The 19,318-nt window shown below is 42.6% G+C and carries 18 protein-coding genes and 1 tRNA gene; 16 read left to right on the plus strand and 3 right to left on the minus strand.

All coding sequences use genetic code 11. The features are described from left to right. Window positions 1-101: 101 nt before the first annotated feature. Window positions 102-365, minus strand: coding sequence for a hypothetical protein (locus NQ508_RS02190; RefSeq protein WP_006427348.1), 264 nt, complete (start codon window positions 363-365; stop codon window positions 102-104). A gap of 266 nt (window positions 366-631) precedes the next feature. Here NQ508_RS02190 and NQ508_RS02195 point away from each other — a divergent pair, with 266 nt between their 5' ends. The 13 genes from NQ508_RS02195 to NQ508_RS02255 all read left to right on the plus strand — a co-directional run bounded on the left by NQ508_RS02195 (window position 632) and on the right by NQ508_RS02255 (window position 13,445). Beyond that, the gene (locus tag NQ508_RS02195) at window positions 632-1,696 is read left to right on the plus strand and encodes a PTS sugar transporter subunit IIC (protein WP_006427349.1); all 1,065 of its coding nucleotides are present in this window, start codon (window positions 632-634) and stop codon (window positions 1,694-1,696) included. Between the two features lie 238 nt (window positions 1,697-1,934). Further along, window positions 1,935-2,435 carry a cob(I)yrinic acid a,c-diamide adenosyltransferase gene (locus tag NQ508_RS02200; RefSeq protein WP_237999023.1) on the plus strand — a complete coding sequence of 167 codons (501 nt, stop codon included), beginning with the start codon at window positions 1,935-1,937 and terminating at the stop codon, window positions 2,433-2,435. A 176-nt stretch (window positions 2,436-2,611) separates the two neighbouring features. Then, the gene (locus tag NQ508_RS02205) at window positions 2,612-3,322 is read left to right on the plus strand and encodes a GTP pyrophosphokinase (RefSeq protein ID WP_006427351.1); all 711 of its coding nucleotides are present in this window, start codon (window positions 2,612-2,614) and stop codon (window positions 3,320-3,322) included. Window positions 3,323-3,491: 169 nt separating this feature from the next. Then, window positions 3,492-4,151: a PHP domain-containing protein gene (locus tag NQ508_RS02210; RefSeq protein ID WP_006427352.1), complete on the plus strand. Its 660-nt coding sequence runs from the start codon at window positions 3,492-3,494 to the stop codon at window positions 4,149-4,151. Window positions 4,152-4,277: 126 nt separating this feature from the next. Beyond that, window positions 4,278-4,883 carry a sulfurtransferase-like selenium metabolism protein YedF gene (yedF, locus tag NQ508_RS02215; protein WP_006427353.1) on the plus strand — a complete coding sequence of 202 codons (606 nt, stop codon included), beginning with the start codon at window positions 4,278-4,280 and terminating at the stop codon, window positions 4,881-4,883. Window positions 4,884-5,050: 167 nt separating this feature from the next. Then, window positions 5,051-6,091: a selenide, water dikinase SelD gene (gene selD, locus NQ508_RS02220; protein WP_080543136.1), complete on the plus strand. Its 1,041-nt coding sequence runs from the start codon at window positions 5,051-5,053 to the stop codon at window positions 6,089-6,091. Between the two features lie 39 nt (window positions 6,092-6,130). Then, window positions 6,131-7,543 (plus strand): L-seryl-tRNA(Sec) selenium transferase, encoded by a 1,413-nt coding sequence (gene selA / locus NQ508_RS02225; protein ID WP_022416473.1) that lies wholly within the window; start codon window positions 6,131-6,133, stop codon window positions 7,541-7,543. Between the two features lie 15 nt (window positions 7,544-7,558). After that, on the plus strand, window positions 7,559-9,472 hold the full coding sequence (gene selB, locus NQ508_RS02230; protein WP_006427356.1) for a selenocysteine-specific translation elongation factor: 1,914 nt from the start codon (window positions 7,559-7,561) through the stop codon (window positions 9,470-9,472). Continuing rightward, window positions 9,472-10,380, plus strand: a complete 909-nt coding sequence (locus NQ508_RS02235) for a selenium metabolism-associated LysR family transcriptional regulator (RefSeq protein WP_006427357.1) — start codon at window positions 9,472-9,474, stop codon at window positions 10,378-10,380. The genes selB and NQ508_RS02235 overlap by 1 nt, the downstream gene beginning before the upstream one ends. Before the next feature lie 240 nt (window positions 10,381-10,620). Further along, the gene (locus NQ508_RS02240) at window positions 10,621-11,760 is read left to right on the plus strand and encodes an aminotransferase class V-fold PLP-dependent enzyme (protein WP_006427358.1); all 1,140 of its coding nucleotides are present in this window, start codon (window positions 10,621-10,623) and stop codon (window positions 11,758-11,760) included. A 94-nt stretch (window positions 11,761-11,854) separates the two neighbouring features. After that, entirely contained in the window at window positions 11,855-12,952 is a 1,098-nt protein-coding gene (gene yedE, locus NQ508_RS02245; RefSeq protein WP_006427359.1) for a YedE family putative selenium transporter, read from the plus strand. A gap of 50 nt (window positions 12,953-13,002) precedes the next feature. Beyond that, window positions 13,003-13,206: a sulfurtransferase TusA family protein gene (locus tag NQ508_RS02250; protein WP_006427360.1), complete on the plus strand. Its 204-nt coding sequence runs from the start codon at window positions 13,003-13,005 to the stop codon at window positions 13,204-13,206. A 2-nt stretch (window positions 13,207-13,208) separates the two neighbouring features. Then, complete coding sequence (locus NQ508_RS02255; protein ID WP_006427361.1) at window positions 13,209-13,445, plus strand: putative Se/S carrier protein; 237 nt, start codon at window positions 13,209-13,211, stop codon at window positions 13,443-13,445. A gap of 133 nt (window positions 13,446-13,578) precedes the next feature. On the opposite strand, the gene NQ508_RS02260 is transcribed toward NQ508_RS02255, so the two are convergent. Beyond that, window positions 13,579-14,166 carry a TetR/AcrR family transcriptional regulator gene (locus tag NQ508_RS02260; protein ID WP_006427362.1) on the minus strand — a complete coding sequence of 196 codons (588 nt, stop codon included), beginning with the start codon at window positions 14,164-14,166 and terminating at the stop codon, window positions 13,579-13,581. A 105-nt stretch (window positions 14,167-14,271) separates the two neighbouring features. Further along, window positions 14,272-15,306 carry a proline racemase family protein gene (locus tag NQ508_RS02265; RefSeq protein WP_044919936.1) on the minus strand — a complete coding sequence of 345 codons (1,035 nt, stop codon included), beginning with the start codon at window positions 15,304-15,306 and terminating at the stop codon, window positions 14,272-14,274. 294 nt (window positions 15,307-15,600) lie between these two features. Here NQ508_RS02265 and NQ508_RS02270 point away from each other — a divergent pair. From NQ508_RS02270 to prdA, 3 genes are all read left to right on the plus strand, one after another. Next, a tRNA-Sec gene (locus NQ508_RS02270) sits at window positions 15,601-15,698 on the plus strand. Between the two features lie 143 nt (window positions 15,699-15,841). Continuing rightward, entirely contained in the window at window positions 15,842-17,257 is a 1,416-nt protein-coding gene (prdC, locus tag NQ508_RS02275) for a proline reductase-associated electron transfer protein PrdC (protein ID WP_006427364.1), read from the plus strand. A gap of 192 nt (window positions 17,258-17,449) precedes the next feature. Beyond that, a complete protein-coding gene (gene prdA, locus NQ508_RS02280) occupies window positions 17,450-19,303 on the plus strand; it encodes a D-proline reductase (dithiol) proprotein PrdA (protein ID WP_006427366.1) in 1,854 nt (617 codons plus the stop codon). Window positions 19,304-19,318 lie beyond the last annotated feature (15 nt).

Raw genomic sequence — 19,318 nt, forward strand, 5'->3', positions numbered from 1 at the left:
ATACAAAAATTTATTATTTTTTATTGTCCTCTTGACGGGGAGCATACCAGCCCTCAGTAAACGGTGGCCGCCTGACTTCTTTTTTGTTATTTATGCATAGTTTATTCTTCAATAATATGAATCTCCAGATAATCAAAATCAATGGAATCCACAAAGTTATCCTGATAGAATCTTGTCTTGTCATGTCTTTTGAATTCATCAATATTATGATCCAGCCAGATCGGTTTGCTGAGGTCGAACTCATAACAGATCGAGTCCAGAGCATTGAAGATCTTATGCGTTCTGGTGTCATCCGTCTCATCGCAGATTACGGTGTCGCGCAGCATATGATTATCTTTAAATTCTTTTCCCCATAAACGGAACATATGAAGTCCTCCTGTTCGTGTATATATTTGGATTTTCAGATTGGAAAATCTAAAGAATATTACAATTTGATATTCCAAGTATACAGGGAATAAAACACAAAGTAAAGGCGGAAAATTGTCGTAAAAAAAACAATTCTTGTTTTCTGCTCAAGTGTATGATACACTCGTGACATGTGACAAGACACATGTAAATGCAAACGAAATATCTGTAAATCAGCATTGATCGACAAAAAATAGCAGATAAGGAAGGACGAGGAGAACGTTATATGGAAAAAGTAAAGAAAGTATTAGACCGCATCTTCATTGAAGGCTTAAGCGCCATGGCGCACGGTCTGTTCGCAACACTGATCATCGGCACGATCATCCAGCAGATTGGAACATTTATGGGTGGAAATATTGGAGAGATGATCTTCATCGCAGGTAAGCTTGCAGCAGCCCTTACCGGAGCCGGTATTGGTGTGGCAGTAGCCTATAAGTTTAAGGAAGCACCGCTGGTAGTGGTGTCGGCAGCAACGGCCGGAATGGCAGGTGCATTTGCAAGCAGTATCCTGGCCGGAAAGGTATTCGTAGACGGAGCTATGGTATTTGCCGGACCGGGAGAGCCGCTGGGAGCGTTCATTGCCGCTTATGTGGGAATCTTCTTCGGACATATGGTATCCGGAAAGACGAAGGTAGATATCCTGGTGACTCCGGTTGTGACGATTGGAAGTGGATGTCTGGTAGGATTCCTGATCGGACCACCGATCTCGGGATTCATGAGCTGGCTTGGTTCACTGATCAACTGGGGAACAGAACAGCAGCCGTTCCTGATGGGAATTATCGTATCTGTACTGATGGGAATGATCCTGACACTGCCGATCAGTTCAGCAGCACTTGGTGTAATCCTGAATCTGTCCGGTCTGGCAGCAGGTGCGGCAACGGTTGGATGCTGCTGTAATATGGTAGGATTTGCCGTGGCAAGTTACCGTGAAAATAAAGTCGGAGGACTTTTGGCACAGGGAATCGGAACTTCGATGCTGCAGGTTCCGAATATTGTGAAGAAGCCGGTGATCTGGCTTCCGGCGATTATATCGAGTGCAATCCTCGGACCGGTGGGAACACTGGTACTCCATATGACGAACAATGCGACCGGTTCCGGTATGGGAACGGCAGGATTAGTGGGACAGATCATGACATGGCAGACGATGATCCAGACAGAGTCTGCACAAATGGTGCTGATCAAGATCTTGCTGATCCAGATTGTGCTTCCGGCAGTTGTGACACTTGGTGTTTCAGAATTCATGAGAAAGAAAGACTGGATCAAGATGGGAGATATGAAGCTGGAATTTTAAAGTGTTATATTTAAATTATCGTGTGTAAAAAACATGTACGAAAAATGACAGGATAAAATAAAACTTCATAATATAATGTAAAGAGTGCCTGGAAAACTGCGGTTAGTAGATTTCCAGGCATTTACATTTCAGACTTAAACGATTATAATGTCCAATAGAATAAAAATGAGTTCAATTTTTACATAGATTTTTAGGAGAAAGCAGGTAGAATGTTATGATGGGCACAGGAAGAATTCATATGTATTACGGAGATGGCAAAGGAAAGACAACAGCAGCAGTCGGCCAGGCAGTCAGAGCCGCCGGATATGGACTTCAGGTGCTCTTCTTCCAGTTCCTGAAGGACAATTCATCGAATGAAAGAAAGATTCTGGAAGCAGTACCGGGGATCACCTGTCTTCCGGGGCGTGATCAGGTGAAATTCGTAAGCCGGATGAACGGGGATGAGAAAGCAGAGCTGCGTCATTATAACAACAAAGCACTGGATGAGATCGTGAAGTTCTGTACGAATTTTGATGTACTGGTGCTGGATGAAGCATTATGTGCGATCCATCTGAATGTCTTAAGTGAGGAGAAGATCAGAAGTTTTCTGGAGCATAAACCGCGTGGACTGGAGGTTATCTTAACAGGGCATGAAGTATCGCAGGATATGTTGGATCTTGCAGATTATGCAACGATGATGATGAAGGTGAAGCACCCATATGACCGTAAGGTAATGGCAAGAGAAGGAATTGAATTCTAAAAGTAGAAATTATAAAAGATATAGAGAAGCTGTCGGATGACGGCTTCTTTTGTAGTTTATAAATGTATAATCTTTCTTAAATAAATGTGAAAAATATGACATATTAGTACAGCTTATGGTATAATATTAACAGTGCTGGTTTAACTCTTCGCGAAGAGAGGAGAGAGAACATTTATATGGAAAATACGATGAAGAACTATGAGGATGTCGACAGTTGGAAGACGATCATGTTCCTGTATAATTCAGCGTTAAAAGAAGTGGGGACAAAGCTGGAGATACTGAACGATGAATTCCAACATGTGCATAAATACAACCCGATTGAACATATTAAGACTAGGATCAAGACACCGGAAAGTATTGTAAAGAAGTTACGCAGATACGGCTACGAGATATCAATCGAGAATATGGTAAAGTATATCAATGATATCGCAGGGGTCCGCCTGATCTGTTCCTTTACATCAGATATTTACCGGCTGGCGGAGATGATCGGTAATCAAAGCGATCTGAAAGTATTGTCGATCAAAGATTATATTAAGAATCCAAAAGAAAGTGGATATAAGAGCTACCATATGCTGGTATCCGTACCTATTTTTCTTTCTGACAGCGTTGTGGATACTAAGGTAGAGATTCAGATCCGTACGATCGCAATGGATTTCTGGGCAAGTCTGGAGCATAAGATTTATTACAAATTTGAAGGGGATGCTCCTGATTATATCAGCAGGGATCTGAGAGAATGTGCAGAGATGGTATCGACTCTGGATGAGAAGATGCTGTCACTGAATGAAGCAATTCAGGAATGTCTGGAGAAGCAGGAAGAGTTAAATATGAGTACAAAGACAAAAGAGAGCAACAGACAGGATCAGCGTGTCCTGCAGGGACTTGACTAAGATACGCAGGAGACACTGCCGTAGGCAGTGTCTTTAACGTTACTATAGATACGGTCTATATATAAGACGGCATATTAAGATTCCCTATTTGAAAGCCGGTGTGGTTATTTATATAATGAAAAGTAAGAGAAAAGTTTAATATGAATAAAAACAAAGGAGCCGGGAAAGTATGTTTGTAGATACGCATATGCACGAAATGACCTGTTCAAAAGACAGTTTCTTAAAATTAGAAGAGATGGTAGAAATTGCCAGAGAGAAAGGTCTCGGTGCAATCTGCATCACGGACCATGATGATATGGGACTGAAAGAATATGCAGCAGAATATTCGAAGAAGACAGGATTCCCAATCTTTGTAGGAATTGAATTCTTTTCTCTGCAGGGAGACATTATTGCATTTGGAATTGAAGAATATCCGGATGAGAGAATTTCCGCGCAGGACTTTATTGATCTGGTAAAAGCACAGGGAGGCTTCTGCTTTGCGGCACATCCGTTCCGCAATAATAACAGAGGTCTGGAAGAGAACTTAAGGACAGTCAAAGGTCTGGACGGCCTGGAAGTCTTAAATGGAAGCACTTCTGTAGAGGCGTGCCAGAAGGCGGCGAGATATGCACAGGAACTCGGACTGTGTACGATGGGATCCAGCGACTGTCATGTACCGGAGAAAGTCGGTGCGTGTGCGACCTGGTTTCCGGAAGAAGTAAAGACAATGGAAGAGTTTATGCAAGCTCTGAAAAAAGGTGGTATGAAACCGGCATATTATGAGGACGGTGCATATCACATACTGGAGGTACAAGAGTATGGGAATGGATACCCGAAGGTAGGATTCTAAGGATAGACGTTTTCAGACTTTTATATAATAATTCTATAAATTATATATTTACCTTTTCCATAAATGATGATAGAATGAATCTATATGTGTTGATTGTGGAAATGGTGATAGAAAGGTGGAATCATTATGATTACAGTTAATGCTATGGGAGACAATTGCCCAATCCCGGTTATTAAAACCAAAAAGGCAATGGCTGCACTGACAGGACCGGAGACGATTGAAGTTCTGGTTGATAATGAGATCGCAGTGCAGAATGTAACAAAGATGGCATCTAGCTCAGGAGGAAAAGTAACTTCTGAAAAATTGGGGGATGCCGAATATAAAGTTACGATTGAAATGGAAGGAGCACCGGCAGCAGATGGAGCTGAAGCAGTATGTGCGCCGGATGCAAGAGACAATACAGTTGTTGTCGTTTCTTCTGACCGTATGGGATCTGGAAATGATGAATTAGGAAAAGTTCTGATCAAAGGATTTATTTTTGCAGTGACACAGCTTGATACACTGCCAAAGACAATGCTTTTCTATAATGGAGGAGCAACTTTGACTACAGAAGGTTCTGATTCTCTGGAAGATTTGAAATCTCTGGAAGCACAGGGAGTAGAGATCATGACATGTGGAACCTGTCTGGATTATTATGGTCTGAAAGACAAGCTTGCAGTTGGTACAGTAACGAACATGTACAGCATTGTTGAAACGATGGCAAAAGCAGGAAGAATCGTCAGACCATCATAAATTAGTTACATACCTGGATAAAAAGCCGGATTCCTGAAGTAAGATACAGGGGTTCCGGCTTTCTTGTACTACGGCGTATGTATAATGAATACAAAAGAGTCTGCATGACAGTTCATCGACTGTACTGCCTCTGAAGAAAGGTATGAAAAACAGGAGGAGTAAAAAGAATGAAATCAGATGTAAAATTAACGAGTTTAAGCAAAACAGCAGGTTGAGCGGCCAAGATTGGTCCGGAGACCCTTGCTCAGGTTCTGAGTAAGCTGCCAAAATTTGAGGATGACAATTTAATAGTAGGAATCGAGACTTCCGATGATGCTGCCATCTACAAAGTGACAGATGATATTGCGATGATTCAGACGGTTGATTTCTTTACTCCGATTGTGGATGATCCATATATGTTCGGACAGATCGCCGCTGCCAACTCGCTCAGTGATGTATGGGCGATGGGAGGAGAACCGGCGGTAGCCCTGAACATCGTAGGTTTCCCGAATTGCCTGGATCCGGCGATTCTCGGCGATATCCTTGCGGGAGGCGCAGACAAAGTAAAAGAAGCAGGTGCAGTATTAGTCGGAGGACATTCGGTACAGGATGATGAACCGAAATACGGTCTCTGCGTATCCGGATTCGTTCACCCGGATAAGATCTTTAAGAACTACGGCTGCAGACCGGGAGATATATTGATTCTTACAAAACAGATCGGAAGTGGTATCGTGAATACTGCGATCAAAGCAGAGATGGCATCGCCATCGGCAATCCGCGAGGCACAGACGGTCATGGCATCCTTGAATAAGATAGGCAAGCAGGTTGTGGAAAAGTATGATGTTTCCGCATGTACGGATATCACTGGATTTGGACTGCTTGGACATTGTGTTGAGATGGCATCGGCAAGTGATGTGACATTTGAACTCAGTGTGCATGACATTGCGTATCTTCAGGATGCATACGATTATGCGAAGATGGGTCTTGTTCCGGCAGGAGCTTATAAGAATAAGAGATATTCGATCAATCAGGTGGAAGTTGGTTCGGTAGAAGAGACATACTTAGATCTTCTCTATGATCCACAGACTTCCGGCGGACTTCTCATCAGTGTTTCGCCTAAAGAATACGAGAATATGATGAGAGACTTCAGAGCATCAGGACTGGATACAACCGTTTCCGTAATCGGAACAGTTGCACCAAAGAGTGATAAGCTGATCCGGTTATTCTAGATATGAAGTCATAAAAGAATGACAGAATGGAGAAACATAATGAATAAGAATGTATTATACCGGAGTATCCCAAAAGTAGATATTCTTCTGGCGGATGAAGGAATCAAAGTATTGATAGAGGCCTACAGCCGTGAAAGTGTAATGGAAGCGATCCACAGTGAGATGGAAAAGCTCCGTGCATATATCGGAACATGCGATGATGAAGAAAAAGCAAAACACCAGATCGCATTACTGAATGAAAATATAGCAAAAGCCGTTGCGGCAATGCATACACCGAATATGAAAAAGGTGATCAACGGAACCGGAACGATCCTGCATACGAATCTCGGACGTGCACCGATCAGTTACGAACACATGATGAAAGCAGCAGAGATCGTCAGTGGGTATTCCAATCTGGAATACAATCTGGAAGCAGGAAGAAGAGGAGAGCGTTATTCGCATTTTGAAAAGCTTCTGTGTAAATTAACCGGCGCAGAGGCTGCCATGGCGGTCAATAATAATGCGTCTTCGGTACTTCTGATCTTAAGTTCTCTGGCAAAAGGCGGAGAAGTAATCGTTTCCCGCGGGGAGCTGATCGAGATTGGTGGTAAATTCCGCATTCCGGATGTGATGGAACAGAGCGGTGCAAGCCTCGTGGAAGTCGGAACGACGAACAAGACACATTATGAGGATTATGAAGAAGCAATCACAGAAGAGACGAAAGCTCTTCTGAAGGTACACACCAGTAACTACCGTATTGTTGGATTTACAGAAAGTGTGGGAATTGATGAACTGGTACCGATTGCGAAGGAACATGAGATTCCGGTTGTGGAAGATCTCGGAAGCGGTGTGCTGATCGACCTGGAGAAATACGGTCTGACACATGAGCCGACCGTACAGGAATCCATCGCACATGGTGCGGATGTGGTATGTTTCAGCGGTGACAAGCTTCTTGGAGGACCACAGGCGGGAATTATCATCGGTAAGAAGAAGTACATCGATATGATGAAGAAGAACCAGCTTACCCGTGCACTTCGTATTGATAAATTTACGGCGGCAGCACTGGAAATGGTTCTGATGGAATACCTGTCAGAAGAGACAGCTGTTCAGAACATCCCGGTATTGCGTATGATTGCAACGCCTTTAGAAGAGATTGAAAAAGAAGCCAGAAGCTTTGTGCGTATCTTGCGTCACACTGGAATGGATGCAAAGATTCAGATGGTATCCTGTGAATCACAGATCGGCGGCGGATCCCTTCCACTTGAGCGGATGGAAAGCCGTGCAGTTGCAATCCAGCCAAATGGCATGAGTGTTGCAGAGATGGAAGAGAAGATGCGTCATCTGGAGATCCCGATCATTCCGAGAACGATCAATGACAGTATCTGTCTGGATGTCAGAACGATCGAACGCAAGGATTATAAAATGATTGCAGCAGAGCTTGCAGAATTATTAGGAAAGAAAGAAGAACGGTAGGTGCAAAAGAAGGCTATGAAGAATATTATTATCGGAACGGCCGGACACATTGATCATGGTAAGACAACACTGATCAAAGCACTGACCGGAAGAAATACAGACCGCTGGGAAGAAGAACAGCGAAGAGGAATTACGATTGACTTAGGGTTTACGTATTTTGACTTGCCGGGAGGAGACCGTGCGGGAATCGTCGATGTACCGGGACATGAGAAATTCATCAATAACATGGTTGCCGGAGTTGTCGGAATGGATCTGGTACTCCTGGTGATCGCGGCGGATGAGGGAATCATGCCGCAGACAAGAGAGCACATGGATATTCTGAACCTTCTCGGAATCGAGAAGAGTATCATTGTGCTGAATAAATGTGATCTCGTAGATGAAGAGTGGCTGGAGATGATGGAAGAGGATGTAAGGGAAGAACTTTCCGGAACATTCCTGGAACATGCGCCGCTTGTCAAAGTATCGGCAGCGACAGGTGCCGGCCTTGATGATCTGGTAAAAGAGATCGAACATCAGACCAGAGACGAAGTGGTACAGAAAGATATTCATACTATTCCGCGTCTCCCGATCGACAGAGTATTTACACTTTCCGGATTTGGAACAATCATCACCGGAACACTGGTGTCCGGAACGATCACGAAAGAAGACACACTTCAGATGTATCCGGTCGGAAAAGAATGTAAGATCCGAAGCATTCAGGTTCACGGAGAAGATAAGAAAGAGTGTTACGCCGGACAACGTGTGGCGATCAACCTTTCAAATGTGAAGAAAAAAGAAATCAAGAGAGGCTGCGTACTGGCGCCTCCGAACAGTATGAAAAATACCGACCTTCTGGATGTAAAGTTAAATGTACTGGATTCTTCTGTGAGAATCCTGACGAATCATACACGTCTGCATTTCTTTACAGGAACCAGTGAAGTGCTCTGCCGTGCGGTACTTCTGGATAAGGAAGAAATCGGACCTGGAGAAAGCGGTTATGTACAGCTTCGTATGGAAGAAGAAGTTGCGGTAAGAAGAGGAGACAAATTCGTAGTACGTTTCTATTCACCAATGGAGACGATCGGCGGAGGTGTTGTTCTTGAGCCGAATCCGAAGATCAAGAGAAGATTCCAGCCGGAAGTGATCGAAGAACTGAAGCGCAAGGAAGAAGGATCGTCCGCAGATGTTATAGAAATGCATGTGAAGAGTCATGCAGAGACCCTGATCACAGTCACGGAACTGGCCAAGCTTACGGCACTTTCGCCGGAAGAGGTGGAGCAGGATGTGAAAGAACTGGAAGAGCAGGGCAGTATCTATGCATTTCCAATGCGGAAAGATACGTATGTATGGCACAGCGATTCTGCAAGAGAGGCAGAACGTATCCTGCTGAAAGCTTTGAAGGAATATGAAGAAACGTATCCGTACCGCTACGGAATTAAGAAGGCACAGGTACAGACCACATATTTCAAAAAGGTAAAACCAAATGTATACGACAAGATTCTGACGCTTTTTGAAGAACAGGGAGTATTGAAACGAGTCGATGAATTTTTATGTACTCCGGAGTACGAAGTACGGAAAGACAAGATTTATGATAAAGTGTCAAAGATCATGCTGGATACATTTGAAAAAGCAGGATTTGACTTTGCAAGATATTCCGAGGTTACATGCAAGGATGTACCACAGGATATCATGGATGACATCCTGAACATCTTATTAGAAGAAAAACAGATTGTAAAAATAAATGATGAAATGTATACGCTGACCTCTTATATGGAGACTGCGAAAGAGAAGATCAAAGAGCATTTGAAAGAAGATCCGCTGATCACGATCGCACAGGTCAGAGACATGTTTGAGACAAGCAGAAAAAGTGCAAAACCGATCCTGGAATATATGGACAGTATCAAGGTAACCAAGAAAACGGGAGCAGAGAGCGAAAGGGTGGCATACTAATGAATTTAAAACAATTAGAAGCTTTCGTTCAGGTAGCAGAGGGAGGCAGTTTTTCAAAGGCAGCAAAACAGCTGTTTCTGACACAGCCAACCATCAGTGCACACATTTCGTCACTGGAGAAAGAACTGAATGCAAGGTTTTTTGTAAGAAATACAAAAGAAGTAAAATTATCGGATGACGGGAAAGAATTGTACCGTTACGCAAGACAGATGATCGATCTTCAGAAAAAGATCGAGGAAAGATTTGAAACAGGAAAAAGTGAGAGCAAACATCTGATCACAATTGCGGCATCTACAATTCCGGCACAGTATCTGCTTCCGGAGATTCTGATGAAGTTCAATGAACGGTATCCGAAAGAACAGGTAAAGCTTCTTGAAACGGACAGCAGTCAGGTTGTGACCAAGATCATTGATCATATGGTAGATGTAGGATTTACCGGAACGGTTCTGGAGAAAAAACACTGTAAATATATTCCGTTTTATAAGGATGAACTGATAGTGATCACTCCGAATACGGAGAAATATCAGGTGTTACATCAGAATATTGAAGATATAAGCTGGATCAGTGGGGAATGTCTGATCATGCGGGAAGAAGGATCCGGCACAAGAAAAGAAGCCGGAAAACAGCTCCGTAATGCCGGAATCAATCTGGATAAGCTTAAGATCATTGCAAGTATTGAAAATCAGGAGACGATCAAGAAGTCGGTAAAACAAGGAATGGGAATTTCGATCATATCCAGACTTGCGGCGGAAGAAGAAGCAAAATCAGGAGATCTTCTGACATTTCCTATTCCAAAGGCAGATCAGGGACGTGACATTAACCTGGTGTATAATAAGAATTATCAGATGTCAAAAAGTGCAGAGCGCTTTATTAAAGTGGTAAAAGAAGTATACGGAATAGAAGAATAGATTACAGTTTATGATCTGTAGATCTAAATAATAGAATAAACCCACAACATTTATAGATAATTACTATGAATGCTGTGGGTTTATGTAATGTTTCGATTAGACGGAAAGAAGAAAATAGACTATACTAAAAGCATATGAAAGAGGTATGAATTTACTTAGAAATTAAATAGTATTGAATGAGCGGAATAATATTTTTATAATAAAACTTGAATCATGTGCGGTCATTAGGAGGAGACAAGTATGATATATATGGACAATGCAGCTACAACAATGCACAAACCACAGGAAGTGATCGATGCGGTAGTAAGTGCGATGAGTTCGATGGGGAATGCAGGACGCGGGGCCAGTGAAGCTGCACTCAGTGCATCCAGGATTATTTATGATACCAGGGAGGGACTGGCAAAATTATTCGGTGCAGAGAATGCAAGGCAGATTGCATTTACATCGAATTCTACGGAAAGTCTGAATATTGCTATAAAAGGAATACTGGATCCGGGAGATCATGTGATCACAACGGTTCTGGAACATAATTCGGTGTTAAGACCGTTATATGAGATGGAGAAGAAAGGCACAGAACTTTCAGTTATAGGATGTAACGAGAAAGGAATGCCGGATATAGCTGCGATGGAGGCAGCGATAAAAGAGAATACGAAGATGATTATCTGTACCAATGGATCGAATCTTACCGGCAATTATGTAGATGTGGCAGTAATTGGGAAGATGGCGCATAAGCACGGACTGATCTTTGTGGTGGATGCATCACAGACGGCCGGAGTATTTCCAATTGACGTACAGAAGATGGATATAGATATATTATGTTTTACAGGACACAAAGGACTTCTTGGACCTCAGGGGACAGGCGGAATATATGTAAAAGAAGGAATACAGATCAGACCGTTAAAGACCGGAGGAAGTGGAATACAGACATATAGCAAAGAACATCCGGTGCAGATGCCGACGGCTTTGGAGGCAGGTACTTTGAACGGACATGGAATTGCCGGACTTCATGCGGCACTTGGATATCTGGAAAAAACAGGAATTGATAATATCCGCAAAAAAGAAGAAAATCTGATGTGGCGGTTCTATAACGGGGTAAAAGATGTTCCGGGCGTTAAGATTTATGGGGATTACAGTCAGAAAGAACGCTGTGCGATCGTGACGCTGAACATCGGTGATTATGATTCTTCAGAAGTGAGTGATGAGCTTCTTATGGAATATGATATTTCTACCAGATCGGGAGGGCATTGTGCACCGCTTATGCACGAGGCGCTTGGAACGGTAGAACAGGGGGCTGTGAGATTCAGTTTCTCACATTACAACACGGAGGAAGAAGTGGATACGGCTATAAGGGCGATCCGCGAACTGGCAGAAGAACCGTAAAATATGTGATATGTGACAAGGCGTCATAAAAAAGTATGCCAGGCATATAGTTATGGGGAAATGCAAGAAAATGAGAGTATAGGAGGAAACACATATGAATTTATCAGATTCAAAGAAAAAACTGGTACTGGCCGGTGTTGTGTGTGGTATTGTAGCGGCATGCCTTGCAACACTTGGAAATCCAGCGAACATGGCATTCTGTATTGCATGTTTTATCCGTGATACGGCGGGAGCAATGGGAATGCATCAGGCAGAAGTGGTACAGTATGCAAGACCGGAGATTATTGGTCTTGTACTTGGGGCATTTATCATTTCAATAGCAACAAAAGAATATCGCTCAACGGCGGGATCATCGCCGATGATCCGTTTTATTCTTGGTGTGATCATTATGATCGGTGCACTTGTATTCCTGGGATGCCCTCTGCGTATGGTAATCCGTATGTCGGCAGGTGATCTGAATGCATGGGTAGCTTTCGTTGGTTTCATCCTTGGAGTGGCAACGGGAGTATTTGCATTAAAGAAGGGATTCAGTCTTGGAAGAGCACATGTAACTAACAAAGTTAACGGAGCGGTTCTTCCGGCAATCGTGGTTGCGATTTTGATCCTTGCTACATGTACAACACTTCTGAAAGCGAGCCAGGCAGGACCGGGAAGCATGCATGCACCGATTATTGCATCTTTGATCGGAGGTCTTGTATTTGGAGCATTTGCACAGAAATCAAGAATGTGCTTTGCAGGAAGTATCCGGGATATTATCCTGATGAAAAACTTTGATCTTATCAGTGTCATTGCGGGACTTTTTGTAGTGATGCTTGTATTTAATCTTGCAACAGGACGTTTCGTGCTTGGATTTGATACACCTGGAATTATTGCGCATTCTGAACATCTGTGGAATATTCTTGGAATGTACACAGTTGGATTCGCAGCTGTACTTGCAGGAGGATGCCCATTAAGACAGCTGATCCTTGCGGGACAGGGATCTTCTGATTCGGCGGTAACCGTAGTCGGAATGTTTGTGGGAGCTGCAATGTGCCATAACTTCGGACTTGCGGCAAGTGGAACTGCACTTAATCCTGAGACGAAAGAAGTAGTGGCAGGTGCAGTACCATTGAATGGTAAGATTGCATGTATTATCTGTATTGTGATTTGCTTTATTATCGCATTTACGAATAAGAGAGAAGAAACAAAATAAGATTGAAATATGCTTAAATACATAGTATTCTAGGAAAGAAGGAATTAAATATGAAAGAAGTAGATGCAAGAGGTCTTTCTTGTCCGGAACCATTAATGCTGACAGCAGAAGCGTTAAAAGGAGAAACAGGACCTGTGAAAATTCTTGTCACAGAGCCTCATCAGAAGATGAATGTTGAAAAATTTGCCAAAAGTAAGGGGAAAAAGTCAACAGCTGTGGAGAAAGACGGTTACTACGAAGTGGTGATTGAGTAAAGATGAGAAAAAAAGTAATGAAACTTGTTGTAACTTTCCATACGACGTCTGATGCGATGGCGATGGAGAAGGTATGCAAGGAAAGAAATGTACCAGGCAGACTGATTCCTGTACCGAGAGCGATTTCGGCAGGATGCGGACTTTCCTGGTGTGCGGATCTGACAGACCGAGAACAGATCCTTGATGTGATGAAAGAGGTAGGGATTGAACAGGAAGATGTTCATGAATGCCTTGTATAAGAGGTCATAACAAGGGTATGGAAAATCTGGACTGAAAGAGAACAGGCGTTGACTGCAGAGAAATCTCTGCGGTCAACGCCTGTTAATTTTTTTATATAAGGGAAACTGGCAGCTTCTTTCGAATACATGGCGATTAAAGTCCATCCACAAATGTCTGTAATACATGTGGAAGTAACTTGTCTGTACGTTCGGTCAGTGAGAATTTGCCTTTGAAAAGGGCCCAGTCATAGAGAAGAGCACGCTCATACATGGCATATATTTCCATTAGTTCGGAAGCGGTGCTGGTGTTTTTGAATTCTCCGTTTTTTAAACCTTCCTCCATAATCTCTGTCAGCCATTTGAAATAAATACGTTTTTTGTCAGACAAAGATTTCTTATCTTTGGTAACCAGCTGCGAAGAGTAGAGGTAGGCCAGCAGATGTATATCGACGCTGGTTTCTATCATATAAAATAATTCATGGTTTAAAAATAAAAGTTTATCATAACAAGAAAGATTCGGATCAATCACCGCAGCAAGGTCTTCGTATTTCTGGTCAAAAAGATAAGAAAGTGAATTTAAAAGTGCTTCTTTTCCCTTGAAATAATGATAAAAAGTACCTTTTGAAGTTTTTGAAGCGTTGATGATGTCTTCTACGGTAGTCTGTTCGTAGCCATTTTTGTAAAAGAGGTTCCAGGCTGCTTTAACAATTCGGCTTTTTGTAGATCTGCGTTTACGTGGCATTCGGATCATTCCCTTCTTTGCTGTATAAAAAATAGAAGCGGATCACACGAATCCGCTTCTATTATCATATATGATAATGCAATCTAATTCAACCCCGAATATGCATTAGCCTACAAGGAAACCATATTTTAATGGATCTGTAGAGTCAATTAAGTAAGTAGCAACACCTGTAAGATATGCACTTCCTGTGATCATTGGGATTACTGCATCGTAATCACCGATCTTAGTTTCTTCTTTGATCACACCTTTGAAGCGTGTTCCCATGAAACTTTCATAAATAAATTCTTCGCCGATTCCGAGTTCGCCCCATCCGTGAAGAGTAGCGAGTTTGGCACTTGTACCTGTTCCGCAAGGTGAACGGTCAGCCTGAGCATCTCCGAATACAACAACGTTTCTCATTGTAGCCTGATCCGGATTCGGTGTTGGTCCGTAGAATTCAACCAGGTCAACTTCTGTGATGTCCAGAGTTGGATGCTGGATCTTAACTTCTGCGTTGACTTTATCACGAATCTTCATTCCGAGTTCTGTATAAGCAGGAACTGTCTTAGCGTTGATTTCGCCAATGTCAAGCTTTGTAGTATCAACCAGTGCGAAGAAACTTCCACCGAAAGAAATAGTATAAGGAATGTCTACTCCGTCGATATTAACTGTTAAGTTGTCTTTGTAAATGAATGCAGGTACGTTTGTAAGAGTTACATCTGTTACCTTTCCGTCTTTTACATGAGCTTTTGTTCTGATGATTCCTGCAGGAGCATCCAGAACAACTTCGTTCTCACCTTCGTGGCATTCAACAAGACCAGCTTCGAGGGCTACTGTAACAGCTCCGATTGTACAGTGTCCACACATGTTCAGGTAGCCGCCTGTATCCATGAAGATTACCCCAAGATCTGCTTCTTCGTGGATTGGCTCGCAAAGGAAAGCACCGAACATATCATGATGTCCTCTAGGCTCCAGCATTAATGCTGTACGAACGTGGTCGTATTTTTCCTCCATCCATTTTTTCTTTTCGATCATTGTGCTGCCTTCTGGCTCAGGAAATCCTCCGATGACCATACGGCAGAACTCACCGGCTGTATGAGCATCTACAACCTGAAGAGCTTCTTCAAACCGGTCGAAGTTAACTTTTGCTTCTAACTTCATAATCCTTACCTCCTTATAATATCCTATAGAATTCATCTATAAGTTTTTATAAAAACACATTGAAAATCTCTATATTTTCGTAGTGCCTTTTTCTATGAGTGAAAAATAAAAATAATAAAATTAACAGATATTGCGATATAAAATTAACAAATAGACTGTATTCTAGTATTTTGTTCAATCTGTTGATTTCATTATGTACGAAATACATTGAAAAGTCAATGCTTTTTTGGTATTATAAAAATAAATAAAAGTGTTGAAAATTAAGGGCAAATATGATATGGTATATAAGCACATGGGGGTAGTTGGGTAACTGGTGTGCCTCCTAGTCTTCAAAACTAGTGTAGGGCGTTAAGAGCGTCCTGGGTGGGTTCGATTCCCACATGCCTCCGCCAAAAAACAGACAGTTTCTGTTAAAAAAATGGCGAAAAATAATTCATAGAAAATTTCTATATTAATCAAATCAGAATAAGTAAACGAGCTTGCATAGTTTCGTTTTGACTTAGATAAAATAAAAATTAAAAAGGAGAAGTGTGTCATGGGAAATGTACAGATGTTATTACGCCAGCATGTTGGCGCTCCTTGTGCACCATGTGTAGAAGTTGGTGCTGAGGTGAAAAAGGGTACTCTCATTGCTACACCAACAGGCCTGGGAGCTAACATCTTTTCAAGCGTGTATGGAAAAGTAACAGAGATTACAGAAGACCGCATCATCATCGAGCCGGCCGCTGAACAGCCGGATGAATTCATTCCGGTTACCGAATCAGTAGAAGGTATCACAGATGAATCATCAAAACTTGATCTGGTGAAAGCAGCCGGAATCGTAGGAATGGGAGGAGCCGGATTCCCGACAGGAGTAAAACTTAATATTAATTTAGAAGAAACTCCGATGGGTGAGCTTGATCCTGAGATCAACCCAGAGCTTCCGAAAGACTTCAAACTGGATTGTGGATACATTCTTGTAAATGCAGCTGAATGCGAACCGGGACTGGAACACAACACAAGACAGATCGAAGAGCAGAGTGATAAATTAATCCGTGGTATTAAATATAGTATGGAAATCACTCACGCAAAGAAAGCAATCATTGCTATTAAGAAGAAACATCATAAAGCAATCAAGGTATTACAGAAAGCTCTTGAGAATGAGCCTGATATCAAGATGCATCTGATGGCTGATATCTACCCGATGGGTGAGGAACGTGCAGTAGTAAGAGAGTGTCTTGGGGTATTACTCACAACTACACAGCTTCCATCAGCAGCTAGATCTGTTGTTATCAATGTAGAAACTGTCTGTAAGATCGCTGAAGCGGTTGATGAAAAGAAACCTTGTATCAGCAAGAATATGACAGTCCGTGGTAAATTAAACGGTGGAAATGAAGCACACGTATTCTTCGACGTACCAGTTGGTGTAAGCGTTGGAGAGATGATCGAAAAAGCCGGCGGAATCGACGGAAAATATGGAGAGATCATCATGGGTGGAGCTTTCACAGGAAAGTCTACTACATTAGATGCACCTACAACAAAAACAACAGGAGCAATCCTCGTTACAATCGAGTTCCCGGATCTCCACGGAGCAACAATGGGAATTCTTGTATGTGCCTGCGGCGGAAGCGAAGAGCGTATGCGTGAGATCGCTTCTAAGATGAATGCCAAAGTAGTATCTATGTGCAAATGTAAACAGGCAATTGAAAACAAACCGGGAGCACCACTGAAGTGCTTAAGACCTGGTAACTGTCCTGGACAGGTTAAGAACAATATACAGTTCAAGAAAGACAAATGTGAATACATTCTGATCGGTAACTGCTCAGACTGTTCAAACACTGTAATGGCATCCGGACCGAAGATGGGACTGAAGGTATTCCATCAGACAGACCATGTTATGAGAACAGTTGGACATCCACTGTACAGAAGCCTGAAGGTTTCTAAAGAAGTAAGTCAGGAAATTGATTTTTAATTATAACCTGAATGAAACATAATATTATCGGTATTACCGTTGCGTGCAATGAGGTAGGAGACCCCCGATTCTTTTGCCTGACAGAAGTAATTGAGAGGTTCTTCTGGAAGTTGGACGCAGCTGTATATATATTTTTTAACTACAATATTCCGCAAGGAAAATGTATGAAACAAAAACAAGGAGGGAAACAATATGTCAATCACAGCTGAAACAGCAAAAGCACATGCTCATGATCCTGCAGTACTGTGCTGTAGAGCAGAAGCTGGTATCACAATTGAGCCGGCTAATCTCGAAGATCCAGCAATTTTTGATGATCTGGTAGATTCAGGATTATTAAACCTGGACGGATGCCTTACAATCGAAGAAGTACTGGGTGCAAAACTTACAAAAACTTGTGATTCTCTTTGCCCGTTAACAAATGATGTTCTGGATGGTGTAAAAGCACCTACAACTCCAGTAGAAGAGGCAGAGGAAGAAGCTCCGGCAGAGGAAGCTGCACCAGCAGCACCAGTTGCAACAGCAGCAACAGTAGCTGGAGGAACACTTAAGATCCACATCGGAGAAGGAAAAGATATCAATCTTGAAATTCCGGTTGGAGCTCTTGGAGCAACAGGAGAAGCAGTAGCGGAAGTACCTGCAGCAGCAGTAGCAGCTACAGCAACAGCAGAAGCACCTGTTGAAGAAGCAAAAGTAGTAGGAACATTAACAAGAAGACACATTAAGATCACAGAGGTTAAGAGAGGACCAGAGACAAAGATCGAAGGAACAACTCTTTACATCCGTGAAGGAATTGAAGCAGAAGTAATTGCTGATCAGGAACTGGTTAAAGATTTCCATCTTGAAATCATCACTCCTGACCAATACCACACATACTCAGAGACAATCATGGATGTTCAGCCAATCGCTACAAAAGAAGGCGATGCAATCCTTGGTGAAGGCGCAACAAGAGTACTTGACGGCGTTGTTATGATGCTGACAGGAACAGATGAAGGCGGAGTTCAGATTGGTGAGTTCGGTTCTTCAGAAGGATACCTTGACGAGAACATCATGTGGGGACGTCCTGGATGCCCGGATAAGGGAGAAATCTTTATCAAAGGTAACATCGTAGTTCAGGAAAAGACTAACATGGAACGTCGTGGACCTATGGCTGCACATACAGCATTTGACATCATTACTCAGGAAATCCGTGAAGTAATGAAAGAATTAGATGACAGCTTCATCGTTGAAGACGAAGAACTGAAATCAATCCGTCGTCCAGGTAAGAAGAAAGTCGTAATCGTAAAAGAGATCATGGGACAGGGAGCTATGCATGATAACTTCATCCTTCCTGTAGAACCAGTTGGTATCCTTGGCGCAAGAGCTAACGTAGACTTAGGAAACGTACCTGTATGCGTATCTCCACTTGAGGTACTTGATGGATGTATCCATGCATTAACATGTATCGGACCTGCATCTAAAGAGATGTCAAGACATTACTGGAGAGAGCCACTTGTACTTGAAGCTTTACATGATGAAGAAGTTGACCTTTGCGGAGTTGTATTCGTAGGATCACCTCAGATCAATGCAGAGAAGTACTATGTATCTCGTCGTGTAGGACATACAGTAGAAATGATGGATGTTGACGGAGCTTTCGTTACAACAGAAGGATTCGGAAATAACCACATCGACTTCGCAAGCCACATCGAGCAGATCGGTATGAGAGGAATTCCTGTAGTAGGACTTTCATTCTGCGCTGTTCAGGGTGCACTTGTTGTTGGTAACAAGTACATGCAGTACATGGTTGACAATAACAAATCAGAGTCTGGTATCGAGAATGAGGTACTTGGATGTAATACACTTTGCCAGGAAGAGGGTATCCGTGCCCTTGCTATGCTGAAAGCAGCTATGGCTGGTGAAGAAGTAAAAGCCGCTGAGAAGAAGTGGAATCCAAACGTTAAAGCTACTAACGTTGAGCTGATCGAAGCAGCTTGCGGTAAGAAGATTGAACTCGTAGACAACGAGCAGTCTCTGCCAATGAGCCAGAAACGTAAAGAAAAATACGACTAAGATCAGGTGTTATCA

It is taken from the genome of Dorea longicatena, assembly GCF_025150085.1.
Taxonomy (GTDB): Bacteria; Bacillota; Clostridia; order Lachnospirales; family Lachnospiraceae; genus Dorea_A; species Dorea_A longicatena.

Coding starts and splice junctions, on each gene's coding strand:
- NQ508_RS02190 (WP_006427348.1), bottom strand. CDS start 365: ATGTTCCGTTTATGGGGAAAAGAATTTAAAGATAATCATATGCTGCGC.
- NQ508_RS02195 (WP_006427349.1), top strand. CDS start 632: ATGGAAAAAGTAAAGAAAGTATTAGACCGCATCTTCATTGAAGGCTTA.
- NQ508_RS02200 (WP_237999023.1), top strand. CDS start 1,935: ATGTATTACGGAGATGGCAAAGGAAAGACAACAGCAGCAGTCGGCCAG.
- NQ508_RS02205 (WP_006427351.1), top strand. CDS start 2,612: ATGGAAAATACGATGAAGAACTATGAGGATGTCGACAGTTGGAAGACG.
- NQ508_RS02210 (WP_006427352.1), top strand. CDS start 3,492: ATGTTTGTAGATACGCATATGCACGAAATGACCTGTTCAAAAGACAGT.
- yedF (WP_006427353.1), top strand. CDS start 4,278: ATGATTACAGTTAATGCTATGGGAGACAATTGCCCAATCCCGGTTATT.
- selA (WP_022416473.1), top strand. CDS start 6,131: ATGAATAAGAATGTATTATACCGGAGTATCCCAAAAGTAGATATTCTT.
- selB (WP_006427356.1), top strand. CDS start 7,559: ATGAAGAATATTATTATCGGAACGGCCGGACACATTGATCATGGTAAG.
- NQ508_RS02235 (WP_006427357.1), top strand. CDS start 9,472: ATGAATTTAAAACAATTAGAAGCTTTCGTTCAGGTAGCAGAGGGAGGC.
- NQ508_RS02240 (WP_006427358.1), top strand. CDS start 10,621: ATGATATATATGGACAATGCAGCTACAACAATGCACAAACCACAGGAA.
- yedE (WP_006427359.1), top strand. CDS start 11,855: ATGAATTTATCAGATTCAAAGAAAAAACTGGTACTGGCCGGTGTTGTG.
- NQ508_RS02250 (WP_006427360.1), top strand. CDS start 13,003: ATGAAAGAAGTAGATGCAAGAGGTCTTTCTTGTCCGGAACCATTAATG.
- NQ508_RS02255 (WP_006427361.1), top strand. CDS start 13,209: ATGAGAAAAAAAGTAATGAAACTTGTTGTAACTTTCCATACGACGTCT.
- NQ508_RS02260 (WP_006427362.1), bottom strand. CDS start 14,166: ATGCCACGTAAACGCAGATCTACAAAAAGCCGAATTGTTAAAGCAGCC.
- NQ508_RS02265 (WP_044919936.1), bottom strand. CDS start 15,306: ATGAAGTTAGAAGCAAAAGTTAACTTCGACCGGTTTGAAGAAGCTCTT.
- prdC (WP_006427364.1), top strand. CDS start 15,842: ATGGGAAATGTACAGATGTTATTACGCCAGCATGTTGGCGCTCCTTGT.
- prdA (WP_006427366.1), top strand. CDS start 17,450: ATGTCAATCACAGCTGAAACAGCAAAAGCACATGCTCATGATCCTGCA.